General features: G+C 69.1%; 17 protein-coding genes. 9 read left to right on the plus strand and 8 right to left on the minus strand.

The window, feature by feature from the left end; genetic code table 11:
• Positions 1 to 93: 93 nt before the first annotated feature.
• From ACFYWJ_RS25830 to ACFYWJ_RS25845, 4 genes are all read left to right on the plus strand, one after another.
• Positions 94 to 1,923: an acyl-CoA dehydrogenase gene (locus tag ACFYWJ_RS25830; RefSeq protein WP_355284881.1), complete on the plus strand. Its 1,830-nt coding sequence runs from the start codon at positions 94 to 96 to the stop codon at positions 1,921 to 1,923.
• 150 nt (positions 1,924 to 2,073) lie between these two features.
• Positions 2,074 to 3,870 carry an acyl-CoA dehydrogenase gene (locus ACFYWJ_RS25835; protein ID WP_355279290.1) on the plus strand — a complete coding sequence of 599 codons (1,797 nt, stop codon included), beginning with the start codon at positions 2,074 to 2,076 and terminating at the stop codon, positions 3,868 to 3,870.
• Positions 3,871 to 3,920: 50 nt separating this feature from the next.
• Entirely contained in the window at positions 3,921 to 4,511 is a 591-nt protein-coding gene (locus ACFYWJ_RS25840; protein ID WP_355279292.1) for a TetR/AcrR family transcriptional regulator, read from the plus strand.
• A 24-nt stretch (positions 4,512 to 4,535) separates the two neighbouring features.
• Positions 4,536 to 5,519, plus strand: a complete 984-nt coding sequence (locus ACFYWJ_RS25845; protein WP_355279295.1) for an alpha/beta hydrolase — start codon at positions 4,536 to 4,538, stop codon at positions 5,517 to 5,519.
• Between the two features lie 66 nt (positions 5,520 to 5,585).
• On the opposite strand, the gene ACFYWJ_RS25850 is transcribed toward ACFYWJ_RS25845, so the two are convergent.
• Together ACFYWJ_RS25850 and ACFYWJ_RS25855 are read right to left on the minus strand one after the other, a co-directional pair.
• The gene (locus ACFYWJ_RS25850) at positions 5,586 to 6,893 is read right to left on the minus strand and encodes a VCBS repeat-containing protein (RefSeq protein ID WP_355279296.1); all 1,308 of its coding nucleotides are present in this window, start codon (positions 6,891 to 6,893) and stop codon (positions 5,586 to 5,588) included.
• Positions 6,894 to 6,899: 6 nt separating this feature from the next.
• On the minus strand, positions 6,900 to 7,817 hold the full coding sequence (locus tag ACFYWJ_RS25855; RefSeq protein WP_355279298.1) for a hypothetical protein: 918 nt from the start codon (positions 7,815 to 7,817) through the stop codon (positions 6,900 to 6,902).
• Between the two features lie 176 nt (positions 7,818 to 7,993).
• Between ACFYWJ_RS25855 and ACFYWJ_RS25860 the strand changes: the two genes are divergently transcribed.
• Positions 7,994 to 9,622 (plus strand): NAD(P)/FAD-dependent oxidoreductase, encoded by a 1,629-nt coding sequence (locus ACFYWJ_RS25860; RefSeq protein WP_355279300.1) that lies wholly within the window; start codon positions 7,994 to 7,996, stop codon positions 9,620 to 9,622.
• A gap of 45 nt (positions 9,623 to 9,667) precedes the next feature.
• Here the strand turns inward: ACFYWJ_RS25860 and ACFYWJ_RS25865 are convergent, their stop codons facing one another.
• From ACFYWJ_RS25865 to ACFYWJ_RS25880, 4 genes are read right to left on the minus strand one after another with little or no spacing between them, the layout of a single operon-like run.
• Positions 9,668 to 10,315 (minus strand): hypothetical protein, encoded by a 648-nt coding sequence (locus ACFYWJ_RS25865; RefSeq protein ID WP_355279303.1) that lies wholly within the window; start codon positions 10,313 to 10,315, stop codon positions 9,668 to 9,670.
• Entirely contained in the window at positions 10,312 to 10,947 is a 636-nt protein-coding gene (locus tag ACFYWJ_RS25870; RefSeq protein ID WP_355279306.1) for a helix-turn-helix domain-containing protein, read from the minus strand. The genes ACFYWJ_RS25865 and ACFYWJ_RS25870 overlap by 4 nt, the downstream gene beginning before the upstream one ends.
• A gap of 32 nt (positions 10,948 to 10,979) precedes the next feature.
• Positions 10,980 to 12,143, minus strand: a complete 1,164-nt coding sequence (locus tag ACFYWJ_RS25875; RefSeq protein WP_355279309.1) for a DUF3500 domain-containing protein — start codon at positions 12,141 to 12,143, stop codon at positions 10,980 to 10,982.
• A gap of 15 nt (positions 12,144 to 12,158) precedes the next feature.
• A complete protein-coding gene (locus ACFYWJ_RS25880; protein WP_355279312.1) occupies positions 12,159 to 12,734 on the minus strand; it encodes a fumarylacetoacetate hydrolase family protein in 576 nt (191 codons plus the stop codon).
• 21 nt (positions 12,735 to 12,755) lie between these two features.
• On the opposite strand from ACFYWJ_RS25880, the gene ACFYWJ_RS25885 reads away from it, so the two are divergent.
• Positions 12,756 to 13,730, plus strand: a complete 975-nt coding sequence (locus tag ACFYWJ_RS25885) for an IclR family transcriptional regulator (protein ID WP_355279314.1) — start codon at positions 12,756 to 12,758, stop codon at positions 13,728 to 13,730.
• A gap of 11 nt (positions 13,731 to 13,741) precedes the next feature.
• Here the strand turns inward: ACFYWJ_RS25885 and ACFYWJ_RS25890 are convergent, their stop codons facing one another.
• A complete protein-coding gene (locus tag ACFYWJ_RS25890; RefSeq protein WP_355279317.1) occupies positions 13,742 to 15,331 on the minus strand; it encodes a bifunctional 3-(3-hydroxy-phenyl)propionate/3-hydroxycinnamic acid hydroxylase in 1,590 nt (529 codons plus the stop codon).
• 1 nt (position 15,332) lies between these two features.
• Positions 15,333 to 16,172: an alpha/beta fold hydrolase gene (locus ACFYWJ_RS25895; protein WP_355279319.1), complete on the minus strand. Its 840-nt coding sequence runs from the start codon at positions 16,170 to 16,172 to the stop codon at positions 15,333 to 15,335.
• Positions 16,173 to 16,360: 188 nt separating this feature from the next.
• Here ACFYWJ_RS25895 and ACFYWJ_RS25900 point away from each other — a divergent pair, with 188 nt between their 5' ends.
• From ACFYWJ_RS25900 to ACFYWJ_RS25910, 3 genes are all read left to right on the plus strand, one after another.
• Positions 16,361 to 17,020, plus strand: coding sequence for a TetR/AcrR family transcriptional regulator (locus tag ACFYWJ_RS25900; RefSeq protein ID WP_355279322.1), 660 nt, complete (start codon positions 16,361 to 16,363; stop codon positions 17,018 to 17,020).
• Positions 17,021 to 17,225: 205 nt separating this feature from the next.
• Positions 17,226 to 18,083 carry an ABC transporter permease gene (locus ACFYWJ_RS25905; RefSeq protein ID WP_355279325.1) on the plus strand — a complete coding sequence of 286 codons (858 nt, stop codon included), beginning with the start codon at positions 17,226 to 17,228 and terminating at the stop codon, positions 18,081 to 18,083.
• Between the two features lies 1 nt (position 18,084).
• A complete protein-coding gene (locus ACFYWJ_RS25910; protein WP_355279327.1) occupies positions 18,085 to 18,939 on the plus strand; it encodes an ABC transporter permease in 855 nt (284 codons plus the stop codon).
• The last annotated feature ends 17 nt before the right edge of the window (positions 18,940 to 18,956 follow it).

Genomic DNA, 18,956 nt, shown 5'->3' on the forward strand with positions numbered 1-18,956 from the left:
GCGGTGCCGCACAGTGGCCGCGGGAGCCGCACCGCCGCTCCCCCATTCCCCCTGGACGCGTCGCGTCCCCGGCCCACCGAGAAGGCAGCGTTCGTGAGTCATTACAAGAGCAACGTGCGAGACCTCGAGTTCAACCTGTTCGAGGTGTACGGACTCGAAACTGTCCTCGCGGCAGGCACTTTCGGTGATATGGACGCCGATACCGCGCGCTCGGTGCTCAGCGAGGCGGCCCGGCTCGCCGAGGGCCCGGTCGCGGCACCGTACGCCGAGGCCGACCGCACGCCCCCGACGTTCGACCCGGCCACGCACACGGTGTCGCTGCCGGACTCGTTCAAGCGCGCCGTCCGCGCCTGGTACGACGCGGAGTGGTGGCGCCTGGGCAAGTCCGAGGCGATCGGCGGCGTGCCGGCGCCCGCGATCCTGGAGTGGGCGGTCACCGAGTTCGTGCTCGGCGCCCAGCCCGCCGCGCACATGTACAGCATGGGTCCGGTGATGGCCGACATCCTCGACCGCGTCGGCAACGACCAGCAGCGCGCCTGGGCCCAGATCATCGTGGAGCGCGAGTGGGGCGCGACGATGGTGCTGACCGAGCCGGACGCCGGCTCCGACGTGGGCGCGGGCCGCACCAAGGCGATCGCGCAGGAGGACGGCTCCTGGCACATCGAGGGCGTCAAGCGGTTCATCACCTCCGCCGACTCCGACGACCTGTTCGGCAATATCGTGCACCTGGTCCTCGCCCGCCCGGAGGGCGCCGGTCCCGGCACCAAGGGCCTGTCGCTGTTCTTCGTGCCGAAGTTCCATTTCGATTCCGCCACCGGCGAACTCGGTGATCGCAACGGTGTGTTCGTCACCAATGTCGAGCACAAGATGGGCCTGAAGGCGTCGGCCACCTGCGAGCTCACCTTCGGCGGCCACGGCGTCCCGGCCAAGGGCTGGCTCGTCGGCGACGCGCACAACGGCATCGCGCAGATGTTCGAGGTCATCGAGAACGCGCGCATGATGGTCGGCACCAAGGCCATCGCGACCCTGTCGACCGGTTACCTGAACGCGCTGGAGTACGCCAAGACCCGTGTCCAGGGCGCCGACCTGACCCGGATGGCCGACAAGACCGCGCCGCGCGTGACGATCCTGCATCACCCCGACGTGCGCCGCTCGCTGCTGCTGCAGAAGGCCTACGCCGAGGGCCTGCGGTCGGTGTACCTGTTCACCGCCGCGCACCAGGATCCCGCAGTGGCACAGCATGTTTCGGGTGCCGACAGCGAACTGGCCGCGCGGGTGAACGACCTGCTGCTGCCGATCGTCAAGGGGGTCGGCTCCGAACGCGCCTACCAGTACCTGACCGACTCGCTGCAGACCTTCGGCGGCTCCGGCTTCCTGCAGGACTACCCGATCGAGCAGTACATCCGCGACGCGAAGATCGACTCCCTCTACGAGGGCACCACCGCCATCCAGGCGCAGGACTTCTTCTTCCGCAAGATCGCCCGCGACCGCGGTGTCGCCCTGGCCCACGTGGCAGGCCAGATCCAGAAGTTCATCGACGCCGACTCCGCCACCGAACGCCTGAAGGGTGAGCGCAAGCTGCTCGCCACCGCGCTCGAGGACGTCCAAGCCATGGCCACCACCCTGACCGGCCACCTGTTGGGCGCCCAGGAGCAGCCGACCGAGCTGTACAAGGTCGGCCTGGGTTCGGTCCGCTTCCTGATGGCGGTCGGCGACCTGTTCATCGGCTGGCGTCTGCTGGTCAACGCCGAGATCGCCCTCGCGGCTCTCGACGGCGCGACCGGCGAGCGGGACTTCTACGAGGGCAAGGTGGCCGTCGCCGCGTTCTTCGCTCGCGAGGTCCTGCCCCGGCTCACCGCCGATCGGGCGATCGTGGCGAGCCTGACCGACGACGCCATGACCATCCCCGAAGCCGCGTTCTGATCCGAGCCGGCGCCGCGGCGAGACACCGGGTCTCGCCGCGGCGCCGCTCCTCGCGGCGAGTTTCCCCCGATCCACTGACCGATCGTCGGTAGCTTGGTGCCGACAGCACAGGGGCTCCCGTCCGGGACGGCCGCCCCGGAGAGGACGACCGTGCGCTCGACCCTGATCTCCCGCCGGGACCTGGACTTCCTGCTCTACGAGTGGCTGCGCGTGGAGGAGTTGACCACGGCTCCACGGTTCGCCGAACACTCCAAGCAGACCTTCGACGGCTTCCTGGAGCTGTGCGAGGACATCGCGACGCGCTACTTCGCCCCGCACAACAAGCGCAACGACAGCAACGAGCCCACCTTCGACGGCACGACGGTCACCATGATCCCCGAGGTGGGCGCCGCGGTCGAGGCGTTTACCAAGGCCAACCTCGTCGGCGCGAGCATGGACGAGGAGCTCGGCGGGCTGCAACTGCCCGCGACCGTGCAGGCCGCGGGCATGAGCTGGTTCCAGGCCGCCAATGTCGGCACCACCGCCTACGTGTTCCTGACCATCGGCAACGCGAATCTGATCGCGGCCCACGGCAGCGCCGACCAGATCGCGCGGTTCGTCCGCCCGATGATCGAGGGCACCGCCACCGGCACCATGTGCCTGTCCGAGCCCCAGGCCGGGAGCTCGCTGGCCGATATCGTCACCCGCGCCGAGCCGCAGGACGACGGCACCTACCGGCTGTTCGGGTCCAAGATGTGGATCTCCGGCGGTGACCACGAACTGACCGAGAACATCGTGCACCTGGTGCTGGCGAAGATCCCGGGCGGCCCGGCGGGCACCAAGGGCATCTCGCTGTTCATCGTGCCGAAGTTCCTGGTGGCCGCGGACGGGTCGCGCGGCGAACGCAACGACGTCGTCCTGGCCGGGCTCAACCACAAGATGGGCTATCGGGGCACCACCAACACCGTCCTCAATTTCGGCGAGGGCCGCCACACGCCGGACGGCGCGCCCGGCGCGATCGGCTATCTCGTCGGCGAGCCGCACCGCGGCCTGTCCTACATGTTCACGATGATGAACGAGGCCCGCCTCGGCGTCGGCCTGGGCGCGACCGCGCTCGGCTACACCGGCTATCTCAAGTCCGTCGAGTACGCGCGCACCCGCCACCAGGGCCGTGCCCTCACCACCAGGGACCCGGCCACCGCGCAGATCCCGATCATCGAACACCCCGACGTGAAGCGCATGCTGCTGGCGCAGAAGGCCTACAGCGAGGGCGCGCTGGCACTGCTGCTGTACTGCAACCGGCTCATCGATCTCGAGCGCACCGACACCGATCCCGAGACCGCCCGCGCACACACCCGGCTGCTGGAGATCCTCACCGGCGTGGCCAAGAGCTGGCCGTCACAGTGGTGTCTGGAAGCCAACAACCTGGCCATCCAGGTCCACGGCGGCTACGGCTACACCCGCGAATACGACGTCGAGCAGCACTACCGCGACAACCGCCTCAACCCCATCCACGAGGGCACGCACGGCATCCAGGGCCTGGATCTGCTGGGCCGCAAGGTGATCCAGCACGACGGCGCGTCACTGCTCCTGCTGACCGAGCACATCGCGGCCACCGTGTCGGCCGCCCGCGCGGCAGGCGGACAACCCGCCGCCCACGCCGAACTCCTCGACACCGCCTGGCAACGCCTGCTCACCATCACCGCCGCCATGTTCGCCGCGGGCGACCCGGCCGCGGCCATGGCCAACGCCACGGTCTACCTCGAGGCGTTCGGGCACCTCGTCCTCGCCTGGATCTGGCTCGAACAGGAACTGGCGACCGTCGGCAAGGACGGCGATTTCTACGACGGCAAGCGCGCGGCCGCCCGCTACTACTTCCGCTACGAGCTGCCCAAGACCGCACCCCAGCTCGACCTGCTGGCCGCACTGGACCGCACCACCCTAGACACCGACGAGAACTGGTTCTGACCCCTGCCCAGTTCTTGACACACTTACATATTCTGTCCATTCTGTAATTCGTGGCGAATGCCGGGCAAACGCAGATCCACGAGGACGATGTGCTCGCGGCGGCCTATGTGTGCTTCACCCGGCACGGTGTTCGGCGCACGACGATCGGCGACATCGCCGCGGAACTCGGCCGGACCCGGCCCGTCGTGTACCGATTCGTCACCGACAAGAACGACGCGTTTCGCAAGGTGGCCGGTGGCCTGCTGGCCGGGGCACTCGAGCAGGCCCGGGCGGCCGCCACCGACCGCACCCGCACCACATCCGCGAGGGTTCTCGGCATCCTCACGGTGAAGCTCGGCGTGGCGGTGCGGTTGCATCGTGACAGTCCGCATCATGCCGACGCGTTGCTGGCCGAGGACCGGGGTCTCGTCGCCGACGTGGCTCAGAGCTATCTCCAAGCCCTGACCGAACTCGTCGTCGCGGCGCTGGTCGAGGTGCTGCCGGAACAGGCAGCGCAGGAGCGAGCGCAGATCCTGCTCGCCCTCACCCGCGGTCTCGAAACAGACCTGACGGATCCGGACCAGGCTCACCGATATCTCCGCACGGCAGTCGAGCTGATCTGTCCGGACACTCACCACGGCGCGCACATTCCGCCGTCGTAGCTGCTGGAAGCACCGGAGGCTTCGATGAAACGCAGTACCGAATCCGCGACGACCTACCACGATCAGCAGGCGTGGCGGGAACTACAGCAATTCCTCCCCGAGCGATTACGCCTCGTGAGCGAATACGACCTGCCCACCGAGGAATTCTGGGAGTGGAACGGCAACGATATCCACCTCGACCGCTATCCGAATCCGGACGCACCGGCGAAAGTGATCCTGCACCACGGCGTCGGGACCAACGGCAGGCAGATGAATCTCATTCTCGGCAAACCGCTCGCCGATCGCGGCTGGGAGGTCACCGCGCTCGACAATCTCGGCTACGGCATGACCAGGGTGAATCAGGAGGAGACCTTCGGCTACGCCGACTGGGTGCAGATGGCCACCGACTATCTGGTCCACGAGAAGTCGCGGGACGACCGGCCGATCGTGCTCTACGGCCTGTCGGCGGGCGGCATGCTGACCTACCACGTCGCGGCGCACGCACCCCGGGGCACGCTCGCCGGGATCGTCGGCCTGACCTTCCTCGATCAGCGGCACAAAGAGGTCTGGATGGCGACCGCCCACGACAAGTTCGCGGCGACGATCGCGACGAAGGCGATCGAGGCGCTGGCCCGGTCGCCGCTGCACGGTGTCGAGTATCCGATGGCGTGGGCCTCCCGGATGAGCGCGCTGTGCAACAGCGCGGACGCGATGAAAGTCTTTCTGGCGGACAAGACTTCGGCGGGCAATGTCGCCTCGATGAGATTCCTCGACGACTATCACACCTACACGCCCGATATCGAACCCGCCGACTTCGATGTGTGCCCGATCCTGCACACCCAGCCCGCCGAGGACCACTGGACTCCGCTCGAGCTGAGCAAGCCGGTCCTCGACCCGATCACCAAGGTGCCGGTGCGGCTGGTGATGCTGGAGAACGCCGGGCACTATCCGCTGGAGGAGCCCGGCTTGACCCAGATGGAGGAGTCCATCGACGGCTTCGTCCGCGAGGTCACCGGCACGAAACCCTGAACCGGGCGGCGCCGCGCATCGAGGGAACCGGTTGCCCCGATGCGCGGCGGCCGAAGCGCACGCCGCTCAGTGGCGCTGCGGAGTCCGGTTCACGTACACGCTCAGCGCGGCGCCGAGCGCACTCGGTGCGGCGAGATCGACGATGCCGTCGCCGTTGAAGTCGTCGGCGAGCACCGCCTGGGTGCCCAGCCCTGCGGGCAGGTCGGCGGGGCCGCCGAAGCCGACCTCCGGCGCCGGGAGCCGCTGCGCGACAGCGAATTCCACATCGCGTCCGACACCACCGACATTGCGGAGCACCGACACCGCCTGATTCGGCAGCGACAAGAAGTTCGCCGTCGCGAGATCCTTGCGACCGTCGCCGTCGAGGTCGACCGCCACCACCCCCTGGGTCCCCATCGCACCCGCGTCGAACGGGCGGACATCGAACGCGCCCACCGCGGCACCGGCGGCGGTGTGGTTCACCATCACCGGAACGCCGTTGATGCCCAGTGGATCCAGCGCGCATCCGCAGACGATGTCGGGTACCTCGTCGCCGGTCACGTCCTCGATCGTCACCCCACCCGGCGACAGACCGGGATAGTAGGAGACCGGCGCGTGGAAGACCACCTCGGCGGCGGCGCCCGCGCTCATCCACACCCGCAGGTCGAATCCCCCGACCTCGGCCGTGACGACATCCGGTGTGCCGTCGGCGTTCAGGTCACCGACCGCGAGGCCTTCGGTCAGCGCTCCCCCGGCGAGATCGATCGGGGTGCCGAACGCGACGACGCCCGGCTCGCCGGTCGCGAGTCCGATGGTGACCGAGGCCGCGCCGAGCGTGGCCGCGTTCCCGGTGACGATGTCGGGTCGCCCGTCGGTGTTCATGTCCGCGACCACCACGGCCTGCGGAACGGGCCCGGTCGCGAACGAACCGGCATCGGTGAACACCGGCTCCCCGCCGCCCGAGTTCCGCAACACGTGAACCCGGCCGGTCAGCGGGCTCGCGCCGACCGTCGCTACCACCAGGTCGTCGATGCCGTCCGCGTCCATGTCCGCGACCGCGACCGCCTCGGGCAGAAGACCACCGTCGATGCCGATCGGGCCCGCGAATTCCGCGCGGCCGCCGGGCGCGGACCGATTGAGGTACAGGGACAGGCCGGTTCCGCCCGCGCCCAGGGCATTGGCGACCACGATGTCGGATCGCCCGTCGCCGTCGAGATCCCCGGACGCGAGCATCCACGGAAGCGTGCCGCCGGCGAATACCGCGGGTGCGTCGAAGGCGAACGACGAATCGACCTGTGCCTGAGCCGATCCGACGGCCGGTGCCAGCAGCATCGCCGTCAGCAGACCGGACAACCCGGCGGCACGCATCCCGGTGCTCGGAGACTGTGTCGCCATGGTCGGCTACTTCCTTCCCCGGAGCAGGTGCTTCGGAATCGAGGCCAGCACGGTCCAGCACAGTGCCCCGCAGGCGCGCAGCACCGCGCCGAGCAGCGCCGGATTGGCCCGCAGCCCGGCATCGACGGCCGCGACCGTCGATCGGGCGGCGGTATGCACGACCGCCGGATCGAGGGACGACAGGAACCGTCGGTAGACCTCGGGCAGCACCGTGGGATCAGCGGCCGCCACCCGGTTGTGCATGTCCAGCAGGGCGTTGACGATCCGGCCGTACTGCTGCGGTTCCGCGTGCTCGTGCAGGACGCGGGCGATGTTGTCGTAGCTCGATTCCGGCAGGCGGGCAATGCGTTCGCCGTAGTAGGCCAGCCCCCGGCCTACATTGGCCACGATGCGGGTGTTCGAGGACACCGCGTCGTCGAGCACGTCGTGCTGCTCGGTGGTGGCGTCCGCCATCGCGTACAGCCATTCCTCGAGCAGGATGGAGGTGGTCACGAACGCCTCGTGGCTCTCGTGGTAGCGGCCGGTCGTGAGGTAGTCCGCGATCAGCTCGTCGAATGCCCGCCGGAAGGCGGCGGCGGCATCGCGCAGGGCGTTCGTCCCGATCGACAGATCGGTGACCGCGCGACCGGCCTGCGCCGCGTCGATCGAGCCGAGCTGCTCCACGATCAGCGCGGAGTGCGCTTCCCGGAATCGTTGCCGGTCATCGGGATTCAGCTCCTCCACCGCGCTCGCGGTCGCCGCGGCGACCCGGTAGTGGGTGGCGAAGACCTGGCCGAGCCGGTGCACGGTCTCGCGGCCCGCGACGGCGGGGCCGTCGGCGAGCGAGCCGGGCGGCTCGCTCGCCGCAGTGGTGAGGCGGTCGAAACAGGAGTCGACGATCGCCTGGTATCGGGCGGTGTCGGACGGCGGGGCTACATCGGGCATGCGTGCCACGGTAGGGCCGGGCGACGGCATCACCCAGGTTTGCGTCCCGGGCCACGGGACAGGCTTTCACCTGGGAGATCGCGCAACCCGCTGGCGTGTACATGTGTGTAGGTACTAACATGTAGTTGAATGTCGCCAGGGCCGTCCGGCCGACGTAGGACAGAGGATGTAAAGCAATGACGCTGACCAACCCACCGAGAACACCCGCGCGCCGCAAGCGCAAGAACCCCGCGCCGGCACCGAGCTCCCCGACCGGACTCGCACCGGTCGACCACGAGATCGTCGTCGTCGGCGCCGGATTCTCCGGGATCGGGCTCGGTATCGCGCTCAAGCGCGGCGGATTCCACGACTTCACCGTCCTGGAGGCCTCCGACGGCGTGGGTGGCGTCTGGCGGCACAATGTGTATCCCGGTATCGCGGTGGACATTCCGAGCACCACCTACTCCTACTCGTTCGAGCCGAACCCGGAGTGGTCCCAGCTGTTCGCGCCGGGCGCGGAGCTGCGCGGGTACGCCGAGCACTGTGTCGAGAAGTACGGCCTCGGCCCCCATCTGCGGTTCGGCACGCGCGTGGAGTCGGCCGAGTTCGACGAGTCCGCCGACATCTGGCTGGTGCGCACCGATCAGGGCGTGATCCGCACCCGATTCCTCGTCGGCGCGGTCGGCCCGCTCGACACGCTGCAGTATCCCGACATCAAGGGCATCGACGAGTTCGCCGGCGAGATCATGCACACCGCGCGCTGGGACGACTCGGTCGCTGTCGACGGTGCGCGGGTCGCCATCATCGGCACCGGCGCCTCGAGTCTGCAGGTGACCCCCGAGATCGCCCAGGTCGCGACGCATCTGGATGTGTACCAGCGCACGCCGATCTGGGTCATCCCGAAGCCGAACACGACGATTCCGCGGTGGGCGCGGACGATGTTCCGGCGCGTACCCGCCACCCAGAATCTGCTGCGCGCGAGCACCACGAGTGTCGCCGAGGTGATCATGACCGCGGGCGCGGTCTACCACACGCGGCTGCCGTTCCTGGTGCGTCGCATGGAGCGAGTGTGCTTGCAGCACTTGAAGAATCAGGTCGATGATCCCGAGGTCCGGGCGAAGCTGACACCCGGCTACGCGTTCGGCTGCAAGCGGCCGTCCTTCTCCAGCACCTATCTGCCCTCCTTCAACCGGCCGAACGTGGACCTGGTCACCGATCCGATCGATCACATCACGCCCGAGGGCATCGTCACCGTCGCCACCGATCCCGTGACCGGGCAGCGGACCGAGACGCTGCGTGAGATCGACACCCTGATCCTGGCGACCGGATTCAAGACCCTCGACCGCGGTGGCATCCCGGCCTTCCCGGTCCACGGCCTCGGCGGGGTCGAGCTCGGCGCGCACTGGTACGACAACCGCTACCGCAACTACGAGGGCATCTCGACGCCGCTCGCGCCCAACTTCTGGCTCATGAACGGCGCCTGGTCGGTCGCGGGCAGCTCGTGGTTCAGCGTCATCGAATCCGGCTGCGCCCACATCCTGCGCTGCCTCGGCGAGGCACGCAGGCGCAGCGCGCAGCGGGTCGTGGTGAAGCAGCAGGCGATGGACCGCTACATGGCGAGCATGCACAAGAAGGTCCACCACACGGTGTTCGCCCAGCCCAGCTGCGTGAACGCCAACAGCTACTACTTCGATCATCGTGGCGACGCGCCGTTCGTGCGACCGGTGTCGGGTCCGGCGCTGTGGCTGGCCAGCCGCACGTTCGATCTCGACGACTACACCTACGAGACGACGCCGATCGGACGTTACGAATACCCGCTGCACTGACCGGGATTCGCGGCCGGCGCGGCGTGATGCGCCGGCCGCGATCCCTCAGCGCGGGTCGCGCTTGCGCGTACCGGGACGGGCTGGGCCGAGTGCGCGGGCCAACGAACTCAGGAACGCCTCGATGCGGGTGACCGCGAAATCCTGTGGCTCGGCGACCATCTTGGCCCCGATCGCATCGATCGCGGCGAGCACCAGCACCGACAGCGCCTCGGTGTCCGGGGTTCCGGGCCGCCCCGCCGTCAGGTCGGTCAGCCACTCGTCGAGGTCCCGGCGCAGTTCCTCACGGAATTCCGCCACGCTGTGCCGGACCGCGTCGCCGACGCCCTCGGTGGGCAAGGCGAACAGCTGCCAGGAGCGGGGCGCGGCGGCCACGACGTCGGCGTAGGCCACCAGCCGCCGGGTCGGGTCGCCGTCGGCGTCGGCTCGCGCCTCGGTGAGTCGCGCTCGCACGCGCGCCTTTTCCTGGTCGAGGACGGTGAGGAGGAGGTTCTCGGGCGTGCCGTAGCAGTCGTAGACGACCGGACGGATGTAGTCGGCCCGTTTGGCCACGGTCTGCATCGTGACCGCAGGGAGCCCCGATTCCACGGCGATGTCGACCGCCACATCGGCGATCCGGGCCAGCCGTTCCGGCGTCACCCGTCGCCCGGCCGAGCGTAGCCGGGGCGCACCGCTCTCGGTGGGTGCCGCGCTCATGCGGACCACTCGATCTCGACCTGGTCCATCACCCAGGTCACCGCCGCCGACAACCGTTGCGCGGGAAAACGTTCCGGATCGGCGAGCATCGCCCTCGCGGCGGCCTCGCTGCCCGCCAGGGCGACGACGGCCAGCAGCTCGGCATCGGCGTCGCGGCCGCCCAGCGGCGGGGGCAGCAGCGAGAAGTTGGTGCGGATCTGTTCGAGGACCGCCACCCTGCCCGTGTGCAGGAACGCCCGCAATGCCTCCGGCGCCTCCGCCGGTGGCATGAGGATCAGCCGCCAGGTGTCCGGCGACTCGGCCACCACGCCGAGGAAGCTGCTCAGCGCCTGCCCGATCAACGCCTCGAGATCGCGCCCCGCCACGACCGCGGGCATGAGCCCGACGGCCACCGACAGCGCCTTCTCGGCTTCACGCCCGATCAGCTCGTGCAGCAGTTCGTCGCGATCCGGATAGAACTCGTACACCACCGGCCGGGTGACCCCGGCCTCCCGCGCGATCGCCTGCATGGTGGCCGCGCCGTAGCCGTCCCGCAGCACCAGCCGCAGCGCCGAGTCGAGGATCTGCTCCCGGCGTTGCTCCGGCGCCATTCGCGGTGCGTTCCGGCCGCGCTTGGTGGCTTGTCCCGGCACCTACCCTCCACTGACATCTCGTTCGGCGATGATCACCGGTTCTCGTGATCGGGCTCCATCGTAGTGTCCGGGTTCGGGAAGGTCGCCGCGCTGGACACGCGACGGGACAACAGGTGCCGTCCGCCCCGGTCCCGCGCGCGGTCCGGGACGGTGAGCAGGACGCCGCCGAAGTCGTTGTCGAGGTCGCGCAGGACGCTGTGCAGGTGATTGCCGCCGCCGACCGCGTTCACCGCCTCGATCAGGAATCGGCCGGTCTGCACTCGGAAGTAGTGCGGCGCGCCCGGCTTCGTCGCCCCCGCCCACGCGAAGTGGAGATCCGCCGGTCCGGCCGATCGCAGGGCGGTCCGGTGCCGTGCGCCGATGGCAGGAGGCAGTCGGTCGAGGTAGCAGTCGATCAGCCGCCACAGTGTCTCCTGGTGCGGCGGGTCCAGCTCGTCGCCGCGGATGCCGGCGGGTTCGGCGCGGCAGAATTCGAGCGCGACGCGGTCGTCGTCGGTGATGCGGTAGCCCGGCATGCCGAGGTCGTAGTAGTCGGGGAACTCGTAGGCCCCGACCGCGGGCACCTGCCTGGTCACGAAGTCGGGTGGGGCGACCGGGTGGATCACCGCCCGCGCGCGCTGTTCCTCGGTCAGGCCCGCCAGCACCGCGAACCCGAGGCCCTCATCGTCGGCCAGCGGGGTGAGCACGCCGGCGCCGATCGTCGGCTGGGCGCCCAGCGCCATCGGCGTCGCGACCACCCAGGACTCGTCGATGACGGTGACGTTCACGCACACGTGATGGCCGAGGAACCGCAGCATCCAGGTGTCCTCGAAGCCGGGGCGGCCGAAGAAGGTGACGTGATAGGAGTCCGAGGATCGCCAGGCCTGGAGCGCGGGGCCGAGGAACTCGTGCTCGTGGTCACGCAGCACGTGCTCGAGCTGGGTGATGGCCAGGATCTTGGTGAAGGTCGACAGCGGGACCGTCTGCCGGATCAAGTCCCACAGCAGCACTTTCTGATGACGATCGAGCCGGTGCAGGGGAATTCCGGTGCGATCGGGCTTGGGAATGATGTCCCAGTCCAGGCGGCGCGGGTCGTCGAAATCCGCGATCACCGCCTCGGCGCGCTGCGCGGGATCGAGGGTGTCGAGCAACCCCATCGCGGTCAGCAACAGCCGGGTCGCCGTCGGTTCGTCGTGGTAGAGCTCCCAGTCGGTCATGTCCCGTCTCCCGCCTCAGCCGCGCGCAGCGACAACGGGGGTGCGCAGCACACCCAGGCGATCGACCTCGACCTCGACGACATCGCCGCCGCCGAGCAGCCGGGGCGGCTTGCGGGTGTAGCCGACGCCCTCGGGCGTGCCGGTCGCGATCACGTCGCCCGGCGCCAGCGTGAACACCCCACCGAGGAACGACACCAGTTGTCCGACATCGAAGATCATGTCGGCGGTGCTCGCGTCCTGCATGACCGCGCCGTTCACGCGGGTCCGGATCCGCAGTCCCTCGCGAAGGTCACCGACCTCGTCGGCGGTGATCAGCGGGCCGAGCGGGCCGCTGCGATCGACGTTCTTGCCCAGCGTCCACTGCGAGGTGAGCTTCTGGGCGCGGCGAGCCGTGAGATCGTTGAACGTGGAATAGCCGAGGACGGCCGCCCGCGCCGCATCCGCACCGCCACCGGCGAATTCGTCCCCGAGATAGGCGGCCACCTCCCCCTCCCAGTCCAGGCCCAGTTCGCCCGCGGGCACCGCGACCGGGTCCGTGTCGACGCTCAGCGACGCCGTCCACCGACCGAAGATCGTCGGATACTCCGGCACCTCGAATCCGCCCTCGCCGGCGTGGGCCCGATAGTTCAAGCCGACGCAGATGACGCGCGCGCTCGCCGGAACGATCGGCACACACCGCAGGCTGCCGACATCGACCGGCTCGCCGACCTGGTCGGCCGCCGCCGCCACGTGTGCCCGGGCGGCAGTCCAGAATTCGTCGACCGGACACAGCGGAGTCGCGAGCGCACCCTCGACTTTCGCCACCCAGCGGTCACCCGGAGACTTTTCGAATCCGATCAGTTTCACCTTTTCCATCCTTGTCCGTCAGAATTGGATACGCTCGATGATATGGAAGCTCTCGACCGGTCGTTGGCCGTTCTGGAGGTATTGACCCGCACCCGTCGGCGGATGACTATTCGCGAGATCTCGGCGGCGACCGGAATACCGCGATCCTCCGTCCACCGCATTGTTCGCAGCTTGGTCGCGCGCCACTATGTGCTCGCCTCCGCACCCGACGGCTACCTCATCGGGCCGGGCGTCCTGACCATGGCCCTCGGCGTCCAGCAGCAACTCGTCGCACCGATGCACGGCCTGGTCACGACACTGTCGGAGGCCGTGCACGAGTGCGTCGACCTGGCGGTCTTCACCGGCCGGGAGGTGGTGATCGTCGATCAGGTGGCGCCGCCGCGACGGCTGCGCGCGGTCACCCGTATCGGCCACCCGTTCGCGGCGCACGCCAGCAGCATCGGCAAGATCCTGCTCGCCGAAATGAGCGACGTGGAAATTCGAGCACTTCTTCCCACGACACTGGAACGATTCACGTCGAACACCGTGACCGAAATCGAAGAATTGCTCCGCGAAATTCGATCCGCCCGGATCACCGGAATTGCTTTCGACCACGAGGAACACGATCTCGGAATCAGCGCGGCGGCGAAATCGGTGGCGGGACCGCGGGGCGCCGTGCACGCGATATCCATCGTCGCGGGCGCCCCGCGCTTCCGGGTGCGCCGGGCCGATTTCCTGCGCGCGCTGTCGGCCGTCGGATAACGACCCCGGGGTCACAGCGGCACCGGCGTTCCTTTCATCTCCGCCAAGAACCGGCGCACCATCAGCCGGACGCCCGCGTCGGTCCTGGCGGTGTCGTAGAGGTAGAAGTCCGGCCGGACCAGGACCGCGTCCGCCGCCAGCTCCTCGAACCACCGCCGATAGCGCTGGTCGACGTCGACCAGCCGGAGCGCGCCCTGGGCCGCGGGAGTCTGGCCGGTGCTGTCCAGGATGCACGGCCGGATGCCGATGGCCGCCAGCTCCCAGAGCTCGGACCGGCCGAGCCCACCGAGCAAACGGCCGTCGCGCACCAGGAGTCCGCCCGCACCACCGAGGACGTCGTCGAGCATCGCCGGTCCCCGACGCCCGTCTCCGACCATGGCCTGAATGGACAGGGTGCCGCCGTGGGCTCCGTGATGGAGCCCGGACCCGAGCCGCGGGCGCGGTGGCCGTTCGGCGGTCGCGCACCGGGCCCGCGCCCGCAGCATCCGGCCGTCCCGGTCACCGGCGCTCGCCCGGTCGGTGACGCAGATGAGTTTGCCCAGCCGCACCGAGAAGTCCACGGTCTCGGCGGTGTGCGGAATCCGTTCGGCCGCATAGGAGTCGAGCAGTGCTTCGGTCGCGGCGCCGGACAGTACCGCGCGCAGCTTCCAGCCCAGGTTCATGGCGTCGCGCAGGCCGGTACACATCCCCTGTCCGGCGAACGGTGGCATGAGGTGGGCGGCGTCGCCGGCGAGGAACACCCGGCCCTGTCGCCAGGTCGAGGCCCAGCCCGCCTGGAAGCGGTAGGTCGTATGCCGCTCGAGCACCGAATTCTGCTGGTTGACACCGTATTCCGACAGCAGCCGCCAGGCGAAGTCGGCGCGATCGATATCGGCGACCCGCTCCCGGGGCAGCCGCATGAACTCCCAGCGACGGCGGCCGGGCCCGCCGGGGACCATGGTGTGCGGCCGCTCGGGATCACACCGCTGGCGGGCCTCCACCATCGGCACCGCGTCCGGACCCGGCAGCACGTCGACGACCAGCCAGTCCGAGAAGTACTTGTTGTCCTGCCATTCCACCCCCATGGCAGCCCGGACAGCACTTCCCGCCCCGTCGGCACCGACCAGGAATTGCGCGCCGAGTTCCAGATCGGCGCCGTCCGCGTCGTGACACAACCGCACCGATACCCCGTCGGCTTCCTCGGTGTGTCCGGCATAGGCCCAGCCGCGAAGCACCGCGACGTTCGGCAGCGCGCGCAGGCGCCGCTCGAGCCGTTCCTCGAGTGCGGGTTGATGGAAGAAATACGTATTGTGCCAACCGGATTCGCCGACGCCCGACCAGTCGACCTCGAGCAGGACCTCCCGCTCGGCGTTCTCCCAGCGGTAGATCCCGTCGTAGGGCTCGGTGACATCGGCGATGGTGTCCGGCGGCAGGGAGATCGATTGCAGGATGCGCGCGATCTCGGCGTCGTGGGTGACCGCGCGGGGCAGCGGATAGGCATCGGTTCTCTTGTCCACCACGGCGATCCGGAGACCGGCCTCGGCGAGCTGGAGCGCGAGCACCTTGCCGACCGGACCGCAGCCGATGATCACCACGGCGAACTCGCTTCGCTGAGTCGGCATGTCAGGCGGGGATCACCGCGTCGCGGCGGTCGGCGTAGCACCGGCTGATGAAGCGCGTGACCTCCGGCATCAACCGTTCGGGCCTGCGGCGCAGCGCGACAATGGAAGGCGCGTGCAGGTATTCGGCATCCGGCAGCTCCCTGCTCAAGGTGAGCGCGTCGGCGCGAACGTGGACCGGATCGTAGGGATGGCCCATCACCAGCGTGCGGGTGCGCACCTGCCGCCAGTCGGCGACCCAGGGCCGGATGCCGTGACTGAGGGTGCCGATCATGAGGTGCCGGGTCGCGACCGGGTCGCGGGCCAGCAGGCTCAGCGGGATGCCGAGCCCACCGGATCTGGCGCCGCGCCGCCGGATCATCGGCGCGAGCACCCGCAGCAGCGGCACCGAGAAGCTGTAGCCGATCAGCGCGGGCCCGCCCCAGTAGCACACGTTTCGGATGCCGCGGTCGGCGAACGGCATCTCCAGCCAGAGCCCGACCAGCCGTTCCGGCGCGCGGAGCGCGATCCGCAGTGCGTGCTGGGAGCCGAACGAGGCGCCCCCGAGGAAGACCCGGTCCAGCCCCAGCGCGTCGAGCAACTGCAGCACCGCGTCGGCCGACACCCCCAGCCCGTACGCGGCGATGCTGCGGGGCTGGTCGGATTCGCCGTGGCCGGGCAGATCGACGCAGATCACCCGATAGCCCTGTGCGGCAAGGTACTCCGCGACAGGCCATTGCGCCCGCTTGTCGACCAGGAACTGGTGCAGCAGGACGACGACATCGTCGCCGGTCCCGTGCTCGGAGTAGGCGAGCCTGCCCCATTCGACATCGGCGAATCGGGTCGGCGGAGTGTCGGTGGTCATCGTTGTCCTTCCCTACACGACAGTCGCGACCCCTCCGGACCACGACTACGGAAGCGTACCTACACCTTTGTACCTTCGCAAAGGTACTGGTGATCGGCGGGAACTCACGCCACTCCTGCTACCATCGCTGCCCGGACGGAAACCGGCGAACGACCAGGGTGTGACTACCGCGCGCGGAGGTGTGGACTGTGGGCGACGGCCGGACCGAACGCTGGGCCGCGCACCGCGTTGCCATGCGCGCGAAGCTGGTCGACGCCGCGATCGAGGCGATCGAAGCCGACGGACCACAGGCCACGGTCCGGGCCATCACCGCGCGAGCCGGCGTGCCGACGCCGACGCTGTACCGGTTCTTCACCGACAAGTCCGACCTGGCCACCGCGATCGCGGACCGGGCGCGACGGGACATCGTCGACGGACTCACCGTCGTCCGCGATCGCCCCGACCCGACACCGGGCGCCTTGATCCACGCCGCCCTCGCCGGGTACGCCCAGCTGATCGTCGAACACCCCAATGTGGCCCGGTTCCTGTTCCGCGGCGAGGAAGCCAACGCGGTCCGCTCGATCGAGAGCTGGTACGCGATCCGGACGGCGGTCACCGCACTGATCGGCCTGCTGATCGAATCCCCCGGCACGGACGGCCGTTTCGATGCCTCGCTCTACTCCGCGATGATCACCGGCGCGGTGGAGAACGCGGCCGAACGGTGGTCCACCGCCGAGGAGCCGATGGGGACCGCCGACGATTTCGTCGCCCTGGTGGAGCCGGTCGTGCGCGCGATGATCACGGCCGCCGCGACCGCGGCGGGCACCGTCGTCGACTTCGACGCGCCACTCGCCGCCCCCACGGCCTGACACTTCACCCCTTCGCCCACACCCCTTGACACGGCGCTGCCGCGTGCTCAAAACTGACACCACAGGTACCGCATAACATCGTTCCGGATACTTTGCCGATCCGGCACACACATTGTGGACATAAGTGTAGGTACTTAGGTGTAGCCTCATGGCGGGCTCGGGCCCCGAATGACATCGATGTCGAATCCCGACAGGAGTTTTCCGCGTGAACGCGATCGAGACCGAACAGGAACGCTCGGCGAGCGAACCCTCGTCCTACCAGGTCGTGCGGCAGAACTTCGCGACGACGATCGTCGCCTCGATCGCCACCCTCGGGCGCGCGGTGATCACCGGGGCCGACACGATCCGGGTCGGCGCCGGCGATCTCGTCCGCCTGCGGTTCCAGTGGCGCGAGACCGTGCATCAGGCGTGGTATCTGGTGGGCGTCACCGCGTTGCCCGCGATCCTGATGGCCATTCCGTTCGGGGTCATCGTCTCGGTCCAGGTCGGCAATCTCATCCACAATCTCGGGGCCGACGCGCTGGTCGGCGCCGCCGGTGGGCTCGGCGTGATCCGCCAGGGCGCACCGCTGGCCACCGGCCTGCTGCTCGGTGGCGCGGGCGCGGCTGCCATCGCGGCCGACCTCGGGGCGCGGACGATCCGCGAGGAGATCGACGCCCTGCGCACGATGGGCATCGACCCGGTCGCGCGGCTGCTGGTGCCGAGGGCTGCCGCCATGATCGTCGTCGCGCCGCTGCTCAACGTGCTGATCATCTTCGTCGGCGTGACGGCCGGCTACCTGATCGCCACGGGCGCGCAGAACGTGACGCCGGGCAGCTACTGGTCCACCTTCGGATCCTTCACCGTCGTCACCGATGTCTGGGTCTCGCTCGGCAAAGCGGTGCTGTTCGGGTTCCTGGTGGTGATCATCTCCTGTCAGCGCGGCCTCGAGGCCAAGGGCGGGCCGCGCGGAGTCGCCGACGGCGTCAACGCGGCGGTGGTGCTCTCGGTGGTGACGCTGATCCTGGTCAATGTGCTCGTCACGCAGCTGGTGACGATGTTCCTGCCGACCCGGGTGGCCTGAGATGTCCTCGACCTATCGGCCCCTGCCGCTCAGGATCGCCCGGCGCGCGCGCCTCGGCGTCGTCCGACCGCTCGAAAACACCGGCTTCGCACTGGCTTTCGTCTGGCACGTGCTCGCCGCGGTGCCACTCACGCTGCGCCGCTACCGCGCCGAGACGATGCGCACGATCAACAATATGACCTGGGGTCGCGGCTCGATCATCGTCGGTGGCGGCACCGTGCCGATGATGATCGTGCTCGGCGTGGCCATGGGCGCCTCGGTGGGCATCGAGTCGACCGCCACCCTGGACATGATCGGGCTCGGTCCGGTGACCGGGGTGATCTCGGCCTTCGCCAACACGAGGGAACTGGCGCCGATCGCCGCCGCCATCGGCTTCGCCGCCCAGGCGGGCTGCCGGATGACCGCGGAGATCGGGGCCATGCGGATCTCCGAGGAGATCGACGCCCTCGAATCACTCGGGCTGCCGTCCATCCCGTTCGTCGTCACCACCCGGGTGATCGCGGGCGCGGTCGCGATCGTCCCGACGTTCCTCATCGCGCTGGTGCTGAGCTATCTCGCCTGCGCGGCCACCGTCACCCTGCTACACGGGCAGGCGACCGGTGTGTACGACCACTACTTCTTCCAATTCGTCAGCGGCTGGGACATTCTCGCCGCCGTGACGAAGGTCCTCGTCTTCGGAGTTTCGGTGATTCTCATCCACAGTTACTTCGGGTTCTTCGCCACCGGCGGGCCCGAAGGTGTCGGGACGGCGTCCGGCCGCGCGGTGCGCGCGAGCTTCGTCGTCATCATCGCCCTCGACATGGTGCTCACCCTGTTGCTCTGGGGTGTCTCCTCCGCCGTCGAATTCACCGGGTGACGCCGATGCCGCACTAC

Source organism: Nocardia sp. NPDC003269, from assembly GCF_042888005.1.
Classification (GTDB): Bacteria; Actinomycetota; Actinomycetes; order Mycobacteriales; family Mycobacteriaceae; genus Nocardia.

Bases quoted from the DNA above. Each gene is read 5' to 3' on its own strand.
- ACFYWJ_RS25850 (WP_355279296.1), bottom strand. From the start codon at position 6,893: ATGGCGACACAGTCTCCGAGCACCGGGATGCGTGCCGCCGGGTTGTCC.
- ACFYWJ_RS25860 (WP_355279300.1), top strand. From the start codon at position 7,994: ATGACGCTGACCAACCCACCGAGAACACCCGCGCGCCGCAAGCGCAAG.
- ACFYWJ_RS25855 (WP_355279298.1), bottom strand. From the start codon at position 7,817: ATGCCCGATGTAGCCCCGCCGTCCGACACCGCCCGATACCAGGCGATC.
- ACFYWJ_RS25910 (WP_355279327.1), top strand. From the start codon at position 18,085: ATGTCCTCGACCTATCGGCCCCTGCCGCTCAGGATCGCCCGGCGCGCG.
- ACFYWJ_RS25845 (WP_355279295.1), top strand. From the start codon at position 4,536: ATGAAACGCAGTACCGAATCCGCGACGACCTACCACGATCAGCAGGCG.
- ACFYWJ_RS25890 (WP_355279317.1), bottom strand. From the start codon at position 15,331: ATGCCGACTCAGCGAAGCGAGTTCGCCGTGGTGATCATCGGCTGCGGT.
- ACFYWJ_RS25865 (WP_355279303.1), bottom strand. From the start codon at position 10,315: ATGAGCGCGGCACCCACCGAGAGCGGTGCGCCCCGGCTACGCTCGGCC.
- ACFYWJ_RS25875 (WP_355279309.1), bottom strand. From the start codon at position 12,143: ATGACCGACTGGGAGCTCTACCACGACGAACCGACGGCGACCCGGCTG.
- ACFYWJ_RS25895 (WP_355279319.1), bottom strand. From the start codon at position 16,172: ATGACCACCGACACTCCGCCGACCCGATTCGCCGATGTCGAATGGGGC.